The 16,566-nt window shown below is 29.4% G+C and carries 17 protein-coding genes and 1 pseudogene; 4 read left to right on the forward strand and 14 right to left on the reverse strand.

The genetic code is table 11. The features are described from left to right. Positions 1 to 296: 296 nt before the first annotated feature. Positions 297 to 974, reverse strand: a complete 678-nt coding sequence (locus OW730_RS15675; protein WP_271224992.1) for a hypothetical protein — start codon at positions 972 to 974, stop codon at positions 297 to 299. A gap of 16 nt (positions 975 to 990) precedes the next feature. Then, entirely contained in the window at positions 991 to 1,551 is a 561-nt protein-coding gene (locus OW730_RS15680; protein WP_271224993.1) for a TetR/AcrR family transcriptional regulator, read from the reverse strand. A 557-nt stretch (positions 1,552 to 2,108) separates the two neighbouring features. On the opposite strand from OW730_RS15680, the gene istA reads away from it, so the two are divergent. The 3 genes from istA to OW730_RS15695 all read left to right on the forward strand — a co-directional run bounded on the left by istA (position 2,109) and on the right by OW730_RS15695 (position 4,763). Then, positions 2,109 to 3,326: an IS21 family transposase gene (gene istA, locus OW730_RS15685; protein WP_271224840.1), complete on the forward strand. Its 1,218-nt coding sequence runs from the start codon at positions 2,109 to 2,111 to the stop codon at positions 3,324 to 3,326. Positions 3,327 to 3,330: 4 nt separating this feature from the next. Continuing rightward, positions 3,331 to 4,098 (forward strand): IS21-like element helper ATPase IstB, encoded by a 768-nt coding sequence (istB, locus tag OW730_RS15690; protein ID WP_271224841.1) that lies wholly within the window; start codon positions 3,331 to 3,333, stop codon positions 4,096 to 4,098. A gap of 203 nt (positions 4,099 to 4,301) precedes the next feature. After that, on the forward strand, positions 4,302 to 4,763 hold the full coding sequence (locus OW730_RS15695) for a hypothetical protein (protein ID WP_271224994.1): 462 nt from the start codon (positions 4,302 to 4,304) through the stop codon (positions 4,761 to 4,763). A gap of 24 nt (positions 4,764 to 4,787) precedes the next feature. Here the strand turns inward: OW730_RS15695 and ppaX are convergent, their stop codons facing one another. From ppaX to OW730_RS15755, 12 genes and pseudogenes are all read right to left on the reverse strand, one after another. After that, positions 4,788 to 5,438 (reverse strand): pyrophosphatase PpaX, encoded by a 651-nt coding sequence (gene ppaX / locus OW730_RS15700; protein ID WP_271224995.1) that lies wholly within the window; start codon positions 5,436 to 5,438, stop codon positions 4,788 to 4,790. A 291-nt stretch (positions 5,439 to 5,729) separates the two neighbouring features. After that, positions 5,730 to 6,818: an IS200/IS605 family element RNA-guided endonuclease TnpB gene (tnpB, locus tag OW730_RS15705; RefSeq protein WP_271229510.1), complete on the reverse strand. Its 1,089-nt coding sequence runs from the start codon at positions 6,816 to 6,818 to the stop codon at positions 5,730 to 5,732. A gap of 16 nt (positions 6,819 to 6,834) precedes the next feature. After that, positions 6,835 to 6,945: pseudogene (locus OW730_RS15710) on the reverse strand (transposase); the annotation flags it as partial. A 160-nt stretch (positions 6,946 to 7,105) separates the two neighbouring features. Continuing rightward, positions 7,106 to 8,020, reverse strand: a complete 915-nt coding sequence (locus tag OW730_RS15715; RefSeq protein WP_271224996.1) for a phosphotransferase — start codon at positions 8,018 to 8,020, stop codon at positions 7,106 to 7,108. A gap of 51 nt (positions 8,021 to 8,071) precedes the next feature. Next, positions 8,072 to 8,353 carry a CD3324 family protein gene (locus OW730_RS15720; RefSeq protein WP_271224997.1) on the reverse strand — a complete coding sequence of 94 codons (282 nt, stop codon included), beginning with the start codon at positions 8,351 to 8,353 and terminating at the stop codon, positions 8,072 to 8,074. 211 nt (positions 8,354 to 8,564) lie between these two features. Then, positions 8,565 to 9,608: an alpha/beta hydrolase gene (locus tag OW730_RS15725; RefSeq protein ID WP_271224998.1), complete on the reverse strand. Its 1,044-nt coding sequence runs from the start codon at positions 9,606 to 9,608 to the stop codon at positions 8,565 to 8,567. A 33-nt stretch (positions 9,609 to 9,641) separates the two neighbouring features. Beyond that, complete coding sequence (locus OW730_RS15730) at positions 9,642 to 10,742, reverse strand: sensor histidine kinase (protein ID WP_271224999.1); 1,101 nt, start codon at positions 10,740 to 10,742, stop codon at positions 9,642 to 9,644. Beyond that, positions 10,730 to 11,392 carry a response regulator transcription factor gene (locus tag OW730_RS15735; RefSeq protein WP_271225000.1) on the reverse strand — a complete coding sequence of 221 codons (663 nt, stop codon included), beginning with the start codon at positions 11,390 to 11,392 and terminating at the stop codon, positions 10,730 to 10,732. The genes OW730_RS15730 and OW730_RS15735 overlap by 13 nt, the downstream gene beginning before the upstream one ends. Before the next feature lie 242 nt (positions 11,393 to 11,634). Then, the gene (locus OW730_RS15740) at positions 11,635 to 13,287 is read right to left on the reverse strand and encodes a glutamine--tRNA ligase/YqeY domain fusion protein (RefSeq protein WP_271225001.1); all 1,653 of its coding nucleotides are present in this window, start codon (positions 13,285 to 13,287) and stop codon (positions 11,635 to 11,637) included. A 119-nt stretch (positions 13,288 to 13,406) separates the two neighbouring features. Beyond that, a complete protein-coding gene (locus OW730_RS15745; protein WP_271225002.1) occupies positions 13,407 to 14,051 on the reverse strand; it encodes a B3/B4 domain-containing protein in 645 nt (214 codons plus the stop codon). Positions 14,052 to 14,233: 182 nt separating this feature from the next. Continuing rightward, positions 14,234 to 14,584, reverse strand: coding sequence for a hypothetical protein (locus tag OW730_RS15750; protein ID WP_271225003.1), 351 nt, complete (start codon positions 14,582 to 14,584; stop codon positions 14,234 to 14,236). 56 nt (positions 14,585 to 14,640) lie between these two features. Further along, positions 14,641 to 15,405, reverse strand: coding sequence for a J domain-containing protein (locus OW730_RS15755; protein ID WP_271225004.1), 765 nt, complete (start codon positions 15,403 to 15,405; stop codon positions 14,641 to 14,643). A gap of 223 nt (positions 15,406 to 15,628) precedes the next feature. Between OW730_RS15755 and OW730_RS15760 the strand changes: the two genes are divergently transcribed. Continuing rightward, a complete protein-coding gene (locus OW730_RS15760) occupies positions 15,629 to 16,561 on the forward strand; it encodes a diacylglycerol/lipid kinase family protein (RefSeq protein ID WP_271225005.1) in 933 nt (310 codons plus the stop codon). The last annotated feature ends 5 nt before the right edge of the window (positions 16,562 to 16,566 follow it).

Below are 16,566 nucleotides of genomic sequence, written 5' to 3' on the forward strand. Positions count from 1 at the left end.
ATGATCGAAAAATTGTTTGAAGAATAGAATAAATTTTCCTGATTATCTTTAACATATTTATAAATAAATGATCTCATCGTACCATTATGCTTCATGATTAGAATCCTACACGAAAGGACCGAATCTTCTGTGATTGTTCTTTCGTATAGGATTCCAATCTCTGAAATCGCCTATAGGTGCCCTAACCTTTCTTACTATCCATTTCTCGAAAAAATTAAGCTATCAGTATTTTACTTTCAATGATTCCCCTCCTTGTAAATAGGCATAAGTTTGATTACTATGATATTAGTTCCTTTTCACTGTTTTCTATCAACAAGATCACGACATATTCCAGATATGAAAGCTACTATTAGAAGTATAAAACCACTTCCTAAACTTGATAGCATTACTAAAGATACTATATCTGTATCTTGAATGCTAGGTACATATCCAAATACAGCTATTTCAAGAGCAAAAAACACTAATACAGAGCTACTAAGAAGCAATCCTAACCAGAGTTTTGATAAGGATACTTTTGCAGAACTCGATATTACCTTATCCCACCATGACAACGGTTTGGTTATTCTGGTGGCAAATATCCAGATGACAGTAAAAAACACTGCTTGCCCGACGCCGCCACCTACTAACAAAAGTACAATGAACAGCATCAACAAAATATGAGGGCTATTCTTCTTATCCATGAATTTAACTGACCATATTATTATGATCAAGCTCGTGAAAATGGCTACCAATCCTGTAATAAGATAGTTAGGAATTATTGTAAAAGCTGGTTCATTGCCATATACCCAGAATTTGTGTGCTTCTCCTATAGCGTGAATCATAAGACCCTCGGTTTTTACGTTACCTTGAAGGATTTCAAATAATCCATGCACCATACCGCTGATGCTAAGTATTACACCGAATACTGAGACATTAACCCTAATGGATTTATTATGGTAACTTTCTTTCTCTTTGCTCTTATTGAGCTCTTTCATCAATCCCATCCTCCTTCTATTTTCCTAAAACACTTTCAATCATCTTGACAATAGTTTCATCACGCTTGATCTTTTCAAAGAAATCAGTATCCAAATATTTGCCATACAGGTCAGGATACATGACTATTTGATGAAATGGTATCATTAGCTGCATGGCCACTACCTTTAGTTCAATCGGATTGTAGCTATTGTATATTTCTTTCAGAAATGGCATTATCAAATCCATTGAATTCATATAACCATTCCTCATTTCAGCTTCAACTGCTAATTTAAAGAATTTATTGTACTTAAAGCTTAAATCAGCCGTTGATATTAGAAGCCTTATCAATTGTTCATACGCAGAATCATCGCTACTCATAACAGAAATCTGACTTGTTATGGACTCCATCTTGTGGCTTACTGCCTGATTTATCAGATTTTCCTTTGATTGATAATAGTAGTTAATCATCGCCAGGTTCACTCCTGCTTTCTCAGTAATCCTTCGCGATGTTATTTCTTCTATATGCTCAACTTCATCAATCAACTTAAGTACTGCATCTAAAATTATTTCTTTTGCATTTGTTTTTTTTGAGTTCATTTTACTTACCTCACAATGTCTATGATATTAGATAATATTAAACATGTTTTAAACAATGTTTTAAACAATGTTTAACTTTACTATACATCTATTTTCCTGTATTGTCTACGGAAACATGTATCACAATTTAGTTTTGCCATACTACTCATAAAACCGATATCCCACGACTTGATGTTATCTACATATCTAAGCAAATTGGAAGCGTTCCATTAGAGCTTCTAAAAAAAATAACTTCTATTAGAAAATTCAACTTCCCTATACTCTGTTTGCTCATTATCCTATAAAATTCGTCAAAATATAAAAAATGCGTATAGTTTCTGAAGATATTACAGAGATACGCAGGGATACTGAAAATATAAGATATACTATGTTAGCTTCCTTTTTTGGTTACACAGTCATAAAATCACCGATAACCTTGTGGATATGCTAATCAAATTACTTAATTTTCCTGGTTCTTGTAAATTATATAATCAAATTAGCCAAAAATTATAATCTCAAACTACACAAATTTGTACATTTTTTAGTATAATATTTCAAAAAAAGTTAGGAGAAATATTATGAGAAAAGATGTGTCAAATCAAATAAATTTAATAAGAGAGGAGATAGATTTATTGAATAAAAGCGAATTAGCTAGACGATTTAATTGCGATAGAAGAACAATCGATAAGTACTTAACAGAATCAAATAGTTCTACAAGAAAACCTAGAGTTATTAATGGGAAACTTGATGATTATAAAGAAATAGTTAAAGATAAAGCTGATAACTATGGATCTACTTCAATGGCTATATTCAAATTTATACAGAAAAAAGGCTATACAGGAGGATACCAAACAGTAAATAGTTTTGTGAAAAAACATAGAAAATCACAGGTGAAAAAAGCAACAATAAGGTTTGATACAAGTCCAGGACTTCAAGCTCAAGTAGATTGGAAAGAAAGTATAAAAATGATTAATAAGGAAGGTGAAGTATTTGAAGTAAATATATTTTTGATGGTTCTAGGATATTCAAGACTAAAATATTTGAAATTAACAATGGATAGAACTCAAAAAACTCTGTTTGAATGTTTATTTGAAGCTTTTAGATATTATCAAGGGATACCTAAAGAAATACTTTTCGATAATATGTCCACGGTAGTGGATAGGAATACTACTTCTTTTAAAAATGTATCCATAAATAAAAATTTCAAATACTTCTCTATGGATGCTGGGTTTGATGTAATCACATGTAGACCATATAGGCCTCAAACTAAAGGTAAAGTAGAAACTCTAGCGAAGCTAGTGGACAGGCTAACGCCTTTTAATGAAGAATTCAATACATTTGAAGATTTAGAGAAGATAGTAGAATCATTTAATCATGATATTAATAGTGAAATTTCACAAGCAACGAACGAGGTACCATTTATAAGATTTGAAAAAGAAAAAGAGTATTTAAACCCGTTACCTACAATGGATATCCTTCTATCATATTTCCACCACGAAAAAGAATATAAGGTATCTAATGAATCCATGATTAGATATAAAGGTAAAAAATACTCCGTTCCAACCTGTTATATAGGTTGTTATTTAACCGTTTCAGAAATAGAATCTGAACTTTATATTTATTATACTAAAGATTTAGTTGCTTGTCATAAGATATCCGATAAAACTTTTCACTATAAAAAAGATCATGCAAAAGAAATACTACTTTCAAATGCTCTGAGCCATTATGCAGAAGATGATGTAGAACTTTTTATTGAAGAAAACTTAAAGAATATGGATATTTTTTTAGAGGAGTGATTAAATGAGTAATTATAACAAACTACTTAATAACCTTGAAACACTGAAATTAGAGAAATTTAGAAGTTTTCTGCCAAACTTCTTAGATGAAATAACTAATAAGGATCTTACATTTATTGATGCTTTATTAGCATTGACAGAGAAAGAATTAGAATTTAGAAATGAGAGAGCTTCAAGGATTCAGATAGCTGTATCTGCATTTCCTTTTGAAAAAACTTTGTCAGATTTTGATTTCGATTTTCAACCTTCAATAAACAAAACTCAAATATTAGATTTAGAGAGTTTAAGGTTCATTGAAAATAAAGAAAACATACTATTCTTTGGTTCTTCAGGGGTTGGAAAAACTCACTTAGCTGTAGCACTTGGTGTTGCTGCAGCTAAGAAAAGACATTTAACTTATTTTATATCATGTCATGATTTAATTATGCAGCTCAACAAAGCTCATGCGGAGAATAGATTAGAAACAAAATTAAAACACTATGCAAAGTACAAGTTATTAATTATTGATGAAATAGGTTATCTACCAATTGATAAACAAGGTGCTAACCTATTGTTTCAATTAATAAATAAGAGATACGAGAAAAATTCAACTATTATAACTACCAATCAACCTTTTAGTAAATGGGGTGAAGTTTTTTCAGATATTACACTTGCTAACGCAATATTGGATAGACTGATTCATCATTCAAGTATTGTTAAAATCACTGGACCATCCTATAGATTAAAAGGAAAGATAGAGGTAATGGAAAGTAAGAAAATCAAAAATCAATAATTATAATAATTGTACATTTTGAGATTATAATTTTTGTGCATTTTGGGATTGACATTTACAGTTCTGAAGTAGTGCCTAACGGATGTATGGAAAGTTGATTGGAAGGTAGTGATTGTCACAGATATTACCCCTAATAACATGTATCACTATTGGTTCATAATATATAACTATACTAAGAAAATAAATTTGATTGGAGTGATACTATGGATTTTGAAAAACTCTTTGAATATTTCAAATCAATGAGTACCAAGAGCTTTGTAATATATATCATTATTATTTCTGCTCTTATAACAAACGGAATTTTAGTTATATATCTATCTGAAAATGACTTATTTATGAATTTAGATACTATTAAATTGATACTTCTCTCAATAAGTATCACCCTTCCACAAGTAATTATTTATTCACTTACAATATTTTTTATATGGGTTCTATCACATAAGATCAAAATTAATGAAATTGATGAGAATTCCTTAAAAATGATAATTGTAACTGGGTGTATTATAACAACTGTTCTTCAGGCTGGTTCCCTACTCTTTTCATTGACTTTTAGTCTTGAATTAGAACATCATCTGCTTATCCTTACTATACCTGTGTTATGTATACTATTCTTTATATACGTTATAAATATAGTTAGAAATAAGATAAAGAATAAGAAAAAGTAGCTCCTAAAGCTACTTTTTTTATAATTAACTTACTTTATTTTGCTTTTCAGTTATATCAAGCAACTCACTTATGTGAGATATTATATATGTTGGATTATGCTCTTTTAAACTCTCTACTGATAATGCAGTATAATCTACAAGAGCTGTAGCAGCACCTGCATTGTTACCTGATAAAATGTCATTATGACTATCCCCTACCATTATAACTTCTTTAGGATTCAATCCTAGCTGCTCACAGGCATATAAGACTGGTTCTTCGTGAGGCTTATGCTTCTCTGTACTCTCAGGTGTAACTATAACATCCATAATATCATATAAATCAAATAACTTTAATCCCCGCTCTGCTACTACCCTTCTCTTTGAAGTAACAATAGCAAGCTTGTACCCTTTTTCTTTCATAAATATTAGAGTATCTCTAACACCTTCATAAGACTCAGCCAACTCATCATGTACTGTAACATTATACTTTTTATACTCATCAACTAAGAATTCCACATTATCTTTAGTATATTTTTGAAATGTTGCACTAAGAGGCTCACCAAAACACTTAACTATTTCACTCTCTTCTACTTCCAATTCCATATGTGTTTTAAATATATGTTTAAATGTATGCAAGATAAGATTATTTGTATTAATCAATGTTCCATCTAGATCAAATAAAAAGCCTTTTATCATTTATTTTCCTCCAATACTCATTTGAATATATGTTTCAATCTATTTTATCAGAAATTACTAAAATAGTCCAAACATCTTGAATCCTATAAGCATAATTGCAGCATCTCCGAACATATGAACTATCCATGGATTAATAAAGTTTTTCGATTTAATACTCAACCAGTTGAATATTACTCCCGGTGAACTACCCTCCACTTACTTCATTGAAGTGGGGGCTTCTTGGTCAATACTCCCAATGGAGCAAGTTTACCCAAGCTTACAAGGTCGCACCGACCTTAGTTATTACCAAAACTATATAGCTAGTTTCAGTAGATTTTTACTTGCATTTATATCTCTATCATGCTTCGCATTACAGTTAGGACAAATCCACTCTCTGAGCCCTAAGTTTTTCACTTCTTTGTTTTTATAACCACATTCAGAACATAATTGACTACTAGCATAATTCGATGGTGCTATAACTATCTTTTTGTCATTCCATTCTGCCTTATATTCTAACATTCTTCTAAACTCAAACCATGATACCTCACCTATTGCCTTTGATAGCTTATCATTCTTCATCATATTCTTTACTTTTAAGTTTTCTATAACTATTGTTTGGTTTTCACAGATTAGTTTAGTAGATAACTTGTGTAAAAAATCTTTTCTTTGATTGGTAATCTTCTCATGGAGTCTTGCGACTTTTAATCTAGCTTTATATCTGTTATTACTTCCTTTTTTCTTTCTTGATAAGTCCTTTTGTAGTTTTTTAAGTCTTTTTTCTGATTTTCTTAACCATTTAGGATTGTCATATCTATCACCATTGGAGCATATAGCAAACTCTTTCAAGCCAACATCAACACCTATTTTATTTTCTACTTTTGGCAACTTTATATTTTCAGTATCAACCAATATTGAAACATAGTATTTATTACTTGGTGTTTTTGTTATAGTACAACTCTTTATTAATCCAGTGAATTGTCTATGCAATTTTATTTTAATCATAGATTTCAATTTAGGAATCTTAATATATCCATATTCAATACATACAGTTCCGTTTTGATTATTAGTTGTGTAACTGTGATAATTACTTTTCTTACTTTTGAACTTAGGAAATCCTACGGATTTATCCCTAAAGAAATTTTTATAAGCTTTATTCAAGTTTAATTGGGCATTGGCTAAAGCTAAACTATCAACTTCTTTTAACCAAGGGAATTCTTTTTTATATTGTGCAGGAGTTGGATATTTCACTTTTTTTATGTCTAGATCTTTGTTTTCTTCATAAGATTTTATCCTATCAGCTAACATTTTATTGTATATGAATCTAGTACAACCAAATGTTTTAGCCAAATATAATCTTTGCTCTGAATTAGGATAGATTCTATATTTATAAGCTTTTAACAACTCCCTCACCTCACTTTTTACCTTGATTTTGAATATATTTCTTTATTACTTCTCTTCTATACTTTATAACTAATACAAGATGATAATGCAATAAGAACACTGAATGATTATTTGTATCTAATTTCATAATTATCACCCATTTCTATTATTAACTACTGATTATATTTTAATGCAAAAATAATAGAATCAAGTTATTTTTACACATTCATCTCTCACTTGTAGAAGATGGGAGACTTCTGCTAGTTACGTTAAATTTTAATAAACTACATCACAAAATTAAGATAATACTAACAGATCAACTCCTTTTTAATCCATCTCATTAACTCCATTCTCTTATCCAATCTACTAAAATCTTGAGATTTTGAACGAGATATTTCAAACAACGGACCTAAAACCCTGAAAATTGAAGCCTGAAGTAATAAAAGATAGAATTCTTGCTTATGATTTTTAGAATTATTTTGTTCATAATAATTATCTAAGTAACCGTTGATAACTTTCTTTTCAAACTTTTCTGCTCTCCACATGTAATTCCAGTATGTAAAATGAGCAAGTGAGTATAGTTCATTGTTTATTTCTGGAGAAAAGTCGATAATAGCACATATTTCTCTATTAGAAACAAGGAAATTGTCAGCACCTAAATCCGAATGGATTATTTGCTTATCCATGTTGTCTAGGAATATCTTATATTTACTTAATACTGATATACCACTCAATAGTTCTTCTTTAAATTTTGGTTCTATATTTAAATCACTTATACGTTTTGGAACTTCGTTGCATACATAATCTAATGATTTAATTCTATCCCAATCATTTTCTATCTGAAATTCATTTTCTTCAATATGTATCTTTTTTAGTTCTTGATTGTATTTAAACATATAATTAAGAGCCTTTAATTCAGTTTGATCATCAAATTCAGCAAGAGTCTCACCATTAATATACTCATATAACACAAGTCCAAAAGGAGTTATTAGCTCTTTATACTTTGTTAATATTACTCTAGGTTGTTTAATACCACTTAAACTCACCAGCTTTTGAATATCATTATATATCTTGATTTCATTAGCTTTATTATTCACTTTTGCTATGTACTTTTCATTTTCTGTCTCTATGATAAAAGTATTTCCACTACCAAAGGTTGTTTTTTTTATATCAGTAATTAGTCCTATTTCATAATGCTCTTTCACTAAGTTCTTTATATCCATATAACTCCTCCCCTCAAAATAAAAACGCTAAGTATTATACTTAGCGTTTAATCACATTGCTTTTTTCTTTTTCTTACCATAAACAATTTTTTTAATTGTTTCACAACTTAAAAAGTACATATCAGCTAGTTCACTTACTGATACTCCTTCTAAGTATAATTTATATATCTCTTCATTACGTTCTTTTAATACTGTTTTTGTTCCACTCAGCTGTCCCCATTCAGCTTTTTTATTCTGCTTCTTAGGTACATAGATTAACTCTCCATTAATATATTTCTGTACCTCTGCCAAAAGGTGTGCTGGTAAAACATTTGCTCCATTTTTGCAGACCAAATTGTGATACCTCCTGATTGATTATATTGAGTTCATAATTGTTGATTACATTTCTTAGTCTTATTAATCTCATAATAAATCTTCCCACCTTTCGTGTTTTTTTCAAATCTACTACCATTATAACCCAAATAAGTATACATTTCAATAAAAACTTTAAATAATCATGATATACTTCAATCTATTAGTCATTTTAGAAGCTATTTAATCTTAGTTAGATTTCATCAAGAACATAATTCTTACCTTGTATAAAATCATCAGCCATGTCAGCAATTGCTTCTGACTGTTTCCAATGTAAATAATGCTCCCCATCCAAATATACTATCTTTTGAATTTCAGTATTTGAGATTACTTCTTTATGTAATCCTTCCCAAGTTATATGATATCCATTTTTTACTGATTGCTTACTATATAATTCACATGAATTATTACTTAATATAAACAATACAGGTATATTATCAGGATATTTAACATCATAGAGTTCCTCACAATTAGCCCTAAAGAGCCTGTGTTCACTATACTGTGCTTTTGAAATAGATTTTCTATTGAACAAAGCAGATACCTTTTTCATATCTTCTTTAGAATAACTTCCACACGCTTCCATATCCTGAAGATATGCTACTCCTGGAAGATAAGAAAGTCGTGTAAGACCTGTTTTATCCATAAATCTTGCTAGATAATATAAACCATTTGAAATCACAAAGTCACTTTCATACTTTAACTGGTTTGGTACTGTAGAATCAATACCAATCATTGCTTCTACTTCTTCCGGATAAGTACTCATATATTTAAGACAGTACATTCCTGATATGGAATGAGGCATTAATATATAAGGAGGCTCAATCTTTAACTGACTTAAAGTACCTCTTATTTCCTCTACTATATTCTTATTTGTGCGATCTTTCTTAGAATCATCGCTTAATCCATATCCTGCATATTCCAGAGTTACCACCTGATAATGATTACTTAATTTTTGAGCAAGAGGTTTAAAATCAATAATTGGACTTGCTGTTCCCATACCGCTCAATAATATGATAGTTTTCTTACCTTCTCCAGTAACAGACACTCTTATGCTTGTGCCATTAACATTCACTTCTGTTCCTACTTTGCTTAATTCTTTATCCTCAATCATGCAAATAGCCTTGTTCCAAATTGTAGTTATAAATAAAAGTATTATTGAAAGCCCAAGCAGTATTACCAATATTTTTTTGAATATCTTCAACATCTTTCTTATTACATTTTTTAATTTATCTCTCATTTTTATACTTGAAAAGTAATTATTCTATTATTTTTAATTCTTTATCAAGGGAAGGTGAATGCTTATCCTGGCTCCTCCTGTCAATTCATCATTTGTAATCTCTATAGTTCCATTATGCTGCTTTATAATCGAATTTACAATGTATAACCCTAAACCATAATGATTCTTTCTTCCTCTGCTTGTGTCCTCCATGTAAAACTGCTCAGTAGCATGTTTTAAAGCATTTGGACTGAAACCGCATCCAGAGTCCGTAATAGTAATAACAGCTTGGTTTTCATCTGAAGTTAGAAATATTTTTATAGTCCCTTTCTGTGGTGTAAAATCTAAAGCATTTGATATCAGGTTATGAAACACACGTTCTATTAGAATCCTATCTACTGAAATTAAAATATTCCCCTTATCATTTTCGGTAATAATTGAAATATCTTTTTCATCCGCCATACGCATAAACATTGAAACAATCCCATCAAGCATTTCAACAAGCTCAATTTTTTCCTTTTCTACCGAATAACCTCTTTCAAATCGTGCCATCTCAAGAAGCTGAATCAGATACTTCTCAATTTGTTCCAAACTAGCACTTGCATCTTCAACATACTCTTTACATATATCGTCTAATTCACTTTCCTTTAGTAAACCTATGTTACCTTTTAATACAGTAATCGGTGTCTTAAAGTCGTGAGTAAGAGCCGAAATTTGAGCCTTACGATTTTGTTCTAAACGCCACTGCGTTTCCAGTGATTCTTTCAAAGCTAGCCGCATATCATCAATGCTTTCTAATATCTGGTCAATTTCTTTAATTCCACTTGAGCTAATATCAAAATCTAAATCCTGAGCCTTAATTTTTTCTGTTGCTTTTAATATGGATTGGCCCCTTTTTCTTATCATTTTGGCGGTTAAGAATGGTACAAAAAACATCAGACCTATTACAATACATAGGTATCCAACTACAATTACCAGCTCAAAATCAGCAAATACTTTTCCTGTTATAAGTTGGTTATTTTTCGCAACTACAGATAAGAATATAAGCACACATAAAGTTAAACCTAATATGCCAAAACCAATACTATACACTGCTATTAATACAATAGTCATTAGTGATGTCTTGCGTCTTTCTTTACCCTTTACGTTTGCCATTTATATCCAATCCCCCAAACTGTATGTATTGGTGAAACTCCGAAATCATCCAGTTTACCTCTGATGTTCTTAATATGAGTTACAATTGTACTATCATTGCTTTCTCCATCATATCCAAAGACAGCTTCATAAATCTGTTCTCTTGAAAATACATGTCCTCTGTGTCTAGCAAGGAATTCGCATATCTGGTATTCACCTTTTGTCAGACTTATACTCTCATTTTTGACCATTATTTTCATGCCCTGTAAATCGAATTGAATATCTCCTGATTGTAGAACCGTGTGATGCTCACGACTTTCTCTTCTTAGATGAGCGTTTACTCTTGCTCTCAGTTCTTCCATACCAAACGGCTTTCTTATATAATCATCCGCACCTAGCCCAAATCCAAATACTACATCTTCTTCCTCTGTCTTTGCAGTAATAAACAGTATTGGGCAATCCACCTTATCACGAATTATTCTGCAAACTTCAAAACCATCTGTTCCCGGCATCATAACATCCAGAAGAATAATATCGTACCAAGGTATTTGCTCTTCCTTAACCTCATCAAAACTCAAAAATGATGAAACAGTATGACCATCCTTAGTAAGAATATTCCTTACTAATTTCAGAATTCTTTCTTCATCATCAATAACAAGTATTCTAGCCATATATAAGCTTCCCCCTTATATTACTTTTCATTCACTCCTCTCAAGGAGTATCTTATAATTACTTTATGAAGATTTTATAAAGATTTTTAAATTTATATATAAAATCAATTATACACTTTTAAAAAATAAATATATACATATTATTAGCTGAGATCTAAATAGCCTTTTTAGCAAAAAAATAGAATAATAAGCATATATAATATACTTATTATCCTACATTTATCTCAGTAAGTTCTAATCTATTATTTTATTCTAAATGAACTTTTTAATGAAACAATTCTATTAAAGACAATTTTTTCTTCGCTGCTGTGTTTTATATCTACATTAAAGTATCCATGTCTAAGGAACTGGAACTTATCTTGTGGTTTTACATTTTCCATATTCTTTTCTATATATCCATTCTGAATGATTAATGAGTCTTCACTAACATTTTCTAAGAATGATTCTTTTTCCTCTTCTGAATCAAGAATTAATGAATCATATAATCTAAATTCACATGGAAGACAATTTTTAGCATCAACCCAGTGTATTGTACCTTTAACTTTTCTTCCTGTAAATCCTGAACCACTCTTTGTTTCTGGATCATAAGTACAATGAATCTCAGTTATGTTACCCTCTTCGTCTTTAAAGAACTCATTACATTTTACAAAGTAAGCATGTCTTAAACGAACTTCATTTCCAGGATATAATCTATGATACTTTTTAGGAGGATCTTCCATAAAGTCTTCTCTTTCAATATAGATTTCTCTTGAGAAAGTAATTTCTCTATCACCCATTTCAGGATTTTCAGGGTTAATAGCAGCAGTTAAGACTTCACTTTCATTTTCAGGATAGTTTGTAATTACCACTTTAATAGGATCAAGTACCCCCATTGTTCTAGGTGCTTTTAATTTTAAATCTTCTCTAATAAAGTGTTCTAACATTCTATAATCAACTAAGCTGTGCCCTTTAGAAACCCCAATTTCTCTACAGAAGTTTCTAATTGATTCAGGAGTAAATCCTCTTCTTCTTAATCCTGCAACAGTTGGCATTCTTGGATCATCCCAACCATCCACATAATTTTCATCTACTAACTGCTTAAGCTTTCTCTTACTCATTACTGTATTAGTCATATTAAGTCTTGCGAACTCAATTTGCTGTGGTACTGCTTCCATTTCACATTCTTTAACAAACCAATCATATAAAGGTCTATGATCTTCAAACTCTAAAGTACAAATAGAATGAGTTATACCTTCAATTGCATCTTCTAGAGGATGAGCAAAATCATACATTGGATATATACACCATTTTGAACCAGTATTGTGATGTTCAGTATGAGAAATTCTATAAATTATTGGGTCTCTCATATTTAAGTTTGGAGATGCCATATCTATTTTAGCTCTCAATACTTTTTCTCCATCTTTATAATCACCATTTTTCATCTTTTCAAGTAAAGTTAAGTTTTCCTCTATACTTCTATTTCTATAAGGACTTTCTTTCCCTGGTTCTGTTAAAGTACCTCTATACTCTCTCATTTCCTCAGGACTTAAATCACATACAAAAGCTTTCCCTTTTTTGATTAAAAGAATAGCCTTTTCGTACATAGTATCAAAATAATTAGATGCAAAATATAAGTTATCCCATTCAAAGCCAAGCCATTTAACATCTTCCTTAATGGACTCAACATATTCAGTATCTTCTTTTACAGGATTAGTATCGTCAAATCTTAAATTAGTTTTCCCTTTGAACTCTGAAGCTAATTCAAAATTTAAGCAAATAGATTTTGCATGACCAATATGTAAATAACCATTAGGCTCTGGTGGGAAACGAGTAATTATCTCTTTATGCTTTCCACTTTCCAGATCACCGATTACTATATTTTTAATAAAATTTGATGGAATATTGCTGTTTTCCATTCACACCATACCTTTCTAACAATAATTTATATGTAAAACTACAACTTTCGTAAAGTTGCTACATTTAAATAATATATCATAAATTCTGCTATTTATCTATATTTTTGATACAAACTCAATTACAACCTTTTTATATAAGATATATCAAAGTACGAATTAAATATTTTATTTACTAGATTATTTATCTCATCATCATCACTTTCTTCTGTAAAGGAAAAGATATTTAATATAATCTTATTACATGAATCAGTAATCATAGTTCTAGTTGAATCACTAGTGGCACTTCCAAAAGGCCCTTCACTATCACACAGAACAGGCATATTATTTATATTTAGTTGACCTCTCCCTATGCCTTCATAGTTATCTTGTTCCGTTCCAAGCCTTAATGTAACCTCTCCCCTTATGTAATTATAATTGTATACACCTACCGAATTATAAGTTAATAACGAAATTAGATTACAGCAATCAACTATTGGATTTACAAAGTATATCCCTTTACCCTTAATAATTCGTCTATATAATGAATCAACAGAAATTCTGTATCTAGTTGGATCTATTCCTAGTTTCTTATAACATTCTCTAGCAGAAATCATATTTTGATTAGAATATATATCATCTAATGTTTTCTCCTCTTCGATTTCTTTAGTTAAGTTCTTTAAATCATTTTTAAGAATATCATAAGAAATCACTTTATTTATTAATATTTCATAAGATAATAAATTAATATCAACCTCTTCATCTATAAATTCACTTATAAAGTTCATTAAAATCCCTCCTTGCATTTTCACAATGAACATTATAACAGATTAACTTAAATATTAATAATTCAGTGAGGATTAATTATAGTATTAGATTAATCCAATTATCTTATCCTAATACTTGATTTTAATAAAATTTATATATTTAATAAAACTACTATAAGCAAAAAGGAAGCTATTGCTTCCTTCTACTCAATAGATTTATATTTGAATGGGTTTATGTAACCATTCATCTCTAAAATTAATTTTATATCATTAATATATTTAGGATCAACTTCATAGTTAATCAACATATGATAGGCTTCAATCATACATGCCATTTCTTTAACATTAAGGTTTTTATCCTTAGCATATGATATAAAATCCTCTACATTTTCATTACTATAATCCACTGCTAATAACTGTGTTCTATTAATTAATTCTTTAGTACTTTTTTGTTTCTTTATTTTCATATTTTTTTTATAAAATATTACCCCACCTAAAGAGGCTATTAGTGAAATTGGTATTAAATAATCTACTAGTTTATTATCTTTACTCATTGTCCCCTCCTGAAATTTACTTTAGTTAATTATATTGTTTTATTAAAAATTTAGTACTAAATCTTTGAATTATTTATAGATGCTTCTTTTAATAATTGAAAAAATCGAACTACTCTTCTTTTAAATGCAATTTCTTTATCTAGAGACATAGCCATTTGATTCATTATATCTATTCCTCTTCTTTTATATCTATCTACTTCCTTTTTAAATTCACATAATTCCGATTGTTGTAATTCCAGAACATCTTTTTCCACTATTTCAATCTCATTTTTAATATTATATACTTGTCTAATTACCCTTACTAATTTTCCAGCTACACTTTCTTCATTAATGTAATCAGGATCATTGCGCCAATTATTATATATTGCAAGCATTTTTACTTTGTCATTATTTTTATAAGCTTCATTAACATCACTCATTAGTTTAGTTAATAATTTTTCTTCATCAAAATCTCTACTTCTATCTGGATGAATTTCCTTAACGATTTCTCTATAAATAGATTTAATATCTTTGTTTTCATTCTTACTATTTTTAAATGTTAATGGTTCAAAAGTTTTCTCAGCTTCCTTAAACATAGATTGAAACTCTCTTTTATGAAATTTTTCTACTTTCTTATATTCTTTAAGTTGATAATCAAGTTTATCTATTGTTCTATATCTGAGAGCTAACTTCCTAATAAATTTTTCTTCAAATCTCATAATTGTTTTTTTTAACATATTAAGACGCTCTTTTTTTATTTCATATTCTTTCTCAAGTTCATTAAATTCTTTCAGATATTTAGTATATTCTCTTTCTTCAGGAGATATTAATTCTTCTACCATATCTATACTCCTTTGCGATTATTCACATTAGTAATAAGTTATAAATTCATACCTATGTTAAAAGTAACTCCATATATAATGCTTCATAATAGTATATGCTAGTACTTCAAATATGCAATCAATCTACAATGGTTAATTTAATAAGTACATACATTTCTTGATTTCATTGTCTTAAATTGTTATAATTTAGAAGTAAGACAAAAAAAACTTTACGAGGTACGATATGAGACATATTTTTATTCTTAATCCTAATTCTGGTAAGTCAAAAGCATGTGAATATATTCCTATAATTGATGATGTATTTAAAAATAGAAAAGATGACTATGAAATAATAAAGACAGAATATGAAGGACATGCAATTGAAATAGCTAAAAATTTTTCAAAAACTGATGATGTTAGATTATATGCTATAGGCGGAGACGGAACTATTAATGAAGTTATTAACGGCGTAGATACGTCAAATGTTCCAATAGGAGTTATACCTGCTGGTAGTGGAAATGACTTTATTAAGAGTGCATATAATAATTTAAGTACTGATTTTAAAGAGATAATTGAATCATTGGTTGATGGAGACACTGAATATGTTTCATTGGGTAAAATAAATGACACTTATTTTGTTAATATATTTTCAATAGGATTTGATACTTATGTAGTAAAGAATGCTCGACTAATAAAAAAGCTTCCCTTAATTCCTGGAAGTATAGCTTATTTACTTTCTATCTTTATTACTCTCTTAACATATAGAAAGCAAAACATTAAGATATCAATTGATGGAAAGCAAATAAATACTAAAGTATTCTTAACAGCCTTTGGTCTTGGAAAATTTTATGGTGGTGGAATGAAAGTTCTTCCTAATGCTGTGATTAATGATGATACACTTGATATCTGTATTGTACATAGCATCTCTAAGATTGCTGTATTATTCCTATTCCCAAAATTGATAAAAGGAGAACATCTTGACAAAAAGATGGCTAAATATATAACATATAAGAAAACATCAAATTTTCAAATTACTAGTGATAAACCAATGCTTGTAAATAGAGATGGTGAACTATATACATACAACAATATTGATTGCTCAATCATATCTAAAGGTTTTTTATTAATAAAACCTAAAGTGAATGAAAAAAGATCAACGATTAAAGAGTTTTCGTAATATCA

The organism is Oceanirhabdus sp. W0125-5 (assembly GCF_027938815.1).
Taxonomy (GTDB): Bacteria; Bacillota; Clostridia; order Clostridiales; family Clostridiaceae; genus Oceanirhabdus.

Bases quoted from the DNA above. Each gene is read 5' to 3' on its own strand.
- ppaX (WP_271224995.1), bottom strand. From the start codon at position 5,438: ATGATAAAAGGCTTTTTATTTGATCTAGATGGAACATTGATTAATACA.
- OW730_RS15680 (WP_271224993.1), bottom strand. From the start codon at position 1,551: ATGAACTCAAAAAAAACAAATGCAAAAGAAATAATTTTAGATGCAGTA.
- OW730_RS15730 (WP_271224999.1), bottom strand. From the start codon at position 10,742: ATGGCAAACGTAAAGGGTAAAGAAAGACGCAAGACATCACTAATGACT.
- OW730_RS15755 (WP_271225004.1), bottom strand. From the start codon at position 15,405: ATGGTAGAAGAATTAATATCTCCTGAAGAAAGAGAATATACTAAATAT.
- OW730_RS15715 (WP_271224996.1), bottom strand. From the start codon at position 8,020: ATGGATATAAAGAACTTAGTGAAAGAGCATTATGAAATAGGACTAATT.
- OW730_RS15675 (WP_271224992.1), bottom strand. From the start codon at position 974: ATGAAAGAGCTCAATAAGAGCAAAGAGAAAGAAAGTTACCATAATAAA.
- OW730_RS15750 (WP_271225003.1), bottom strand. From the start codon at position 14,584: ATGAGTAAAGATAATAAACTAGTAGATTATTTAATACCAATTTCACTA.
- OW730_RS15695 (WP_271224994.1), top strand. From the start codon at position 4,302: ATGGATTTTGAAAAACTCTTTGAATATTTCAAATCAATGAGTACCAAG.
- OW730_RS15735 (WP_271225000.1), bottom strand. From the start codon at position 11,392: ATGGCTAGAATACTTGTTATTGATGATGAAGAAAGAATTCTGAAATTA.
- OW730_RS15740 (WP_271225001.1), bottom strand. From the start codon at position 13,287: ATGGAAAACAGCAATATTCCATCAAATTTTATTAAAAATATAGTAATC.
- istB (WP_271224841.1), top strand. From the start codon at position 3,331: ATGAGTAATTATAACAAACTACTTAATAACCTTGAAACACTGAAATTA.
- OW730_RS15760 (WP_271225005.1), top strand. From the start codon at position 15,629: ATGAGACATATTTTTATTCTTAATCCTAATTCTGGTAAGTCAAAAGCA.
- istA (WP_271224840.1), top strand. From the start codon at position 2,109: ATGAGAAAAGATGTGTCAAATCAAATAAATTTAATAAGAGAGGAGATA.
- OW730_RS15725 (WP_271224998.1), bottom strand. From the start codon at position 9,608: ATGAGAGATAAATTAAAAAATGTAATAAGAAAGATGTTGAAGATATTC.
- OW730_RS15745 (WP_271225002.1), bottom strand. From the start codon at position 14,051: ATGAACTTTATAAGTGAATTTATAGATGAAGAGGTTGATATTAATTTA.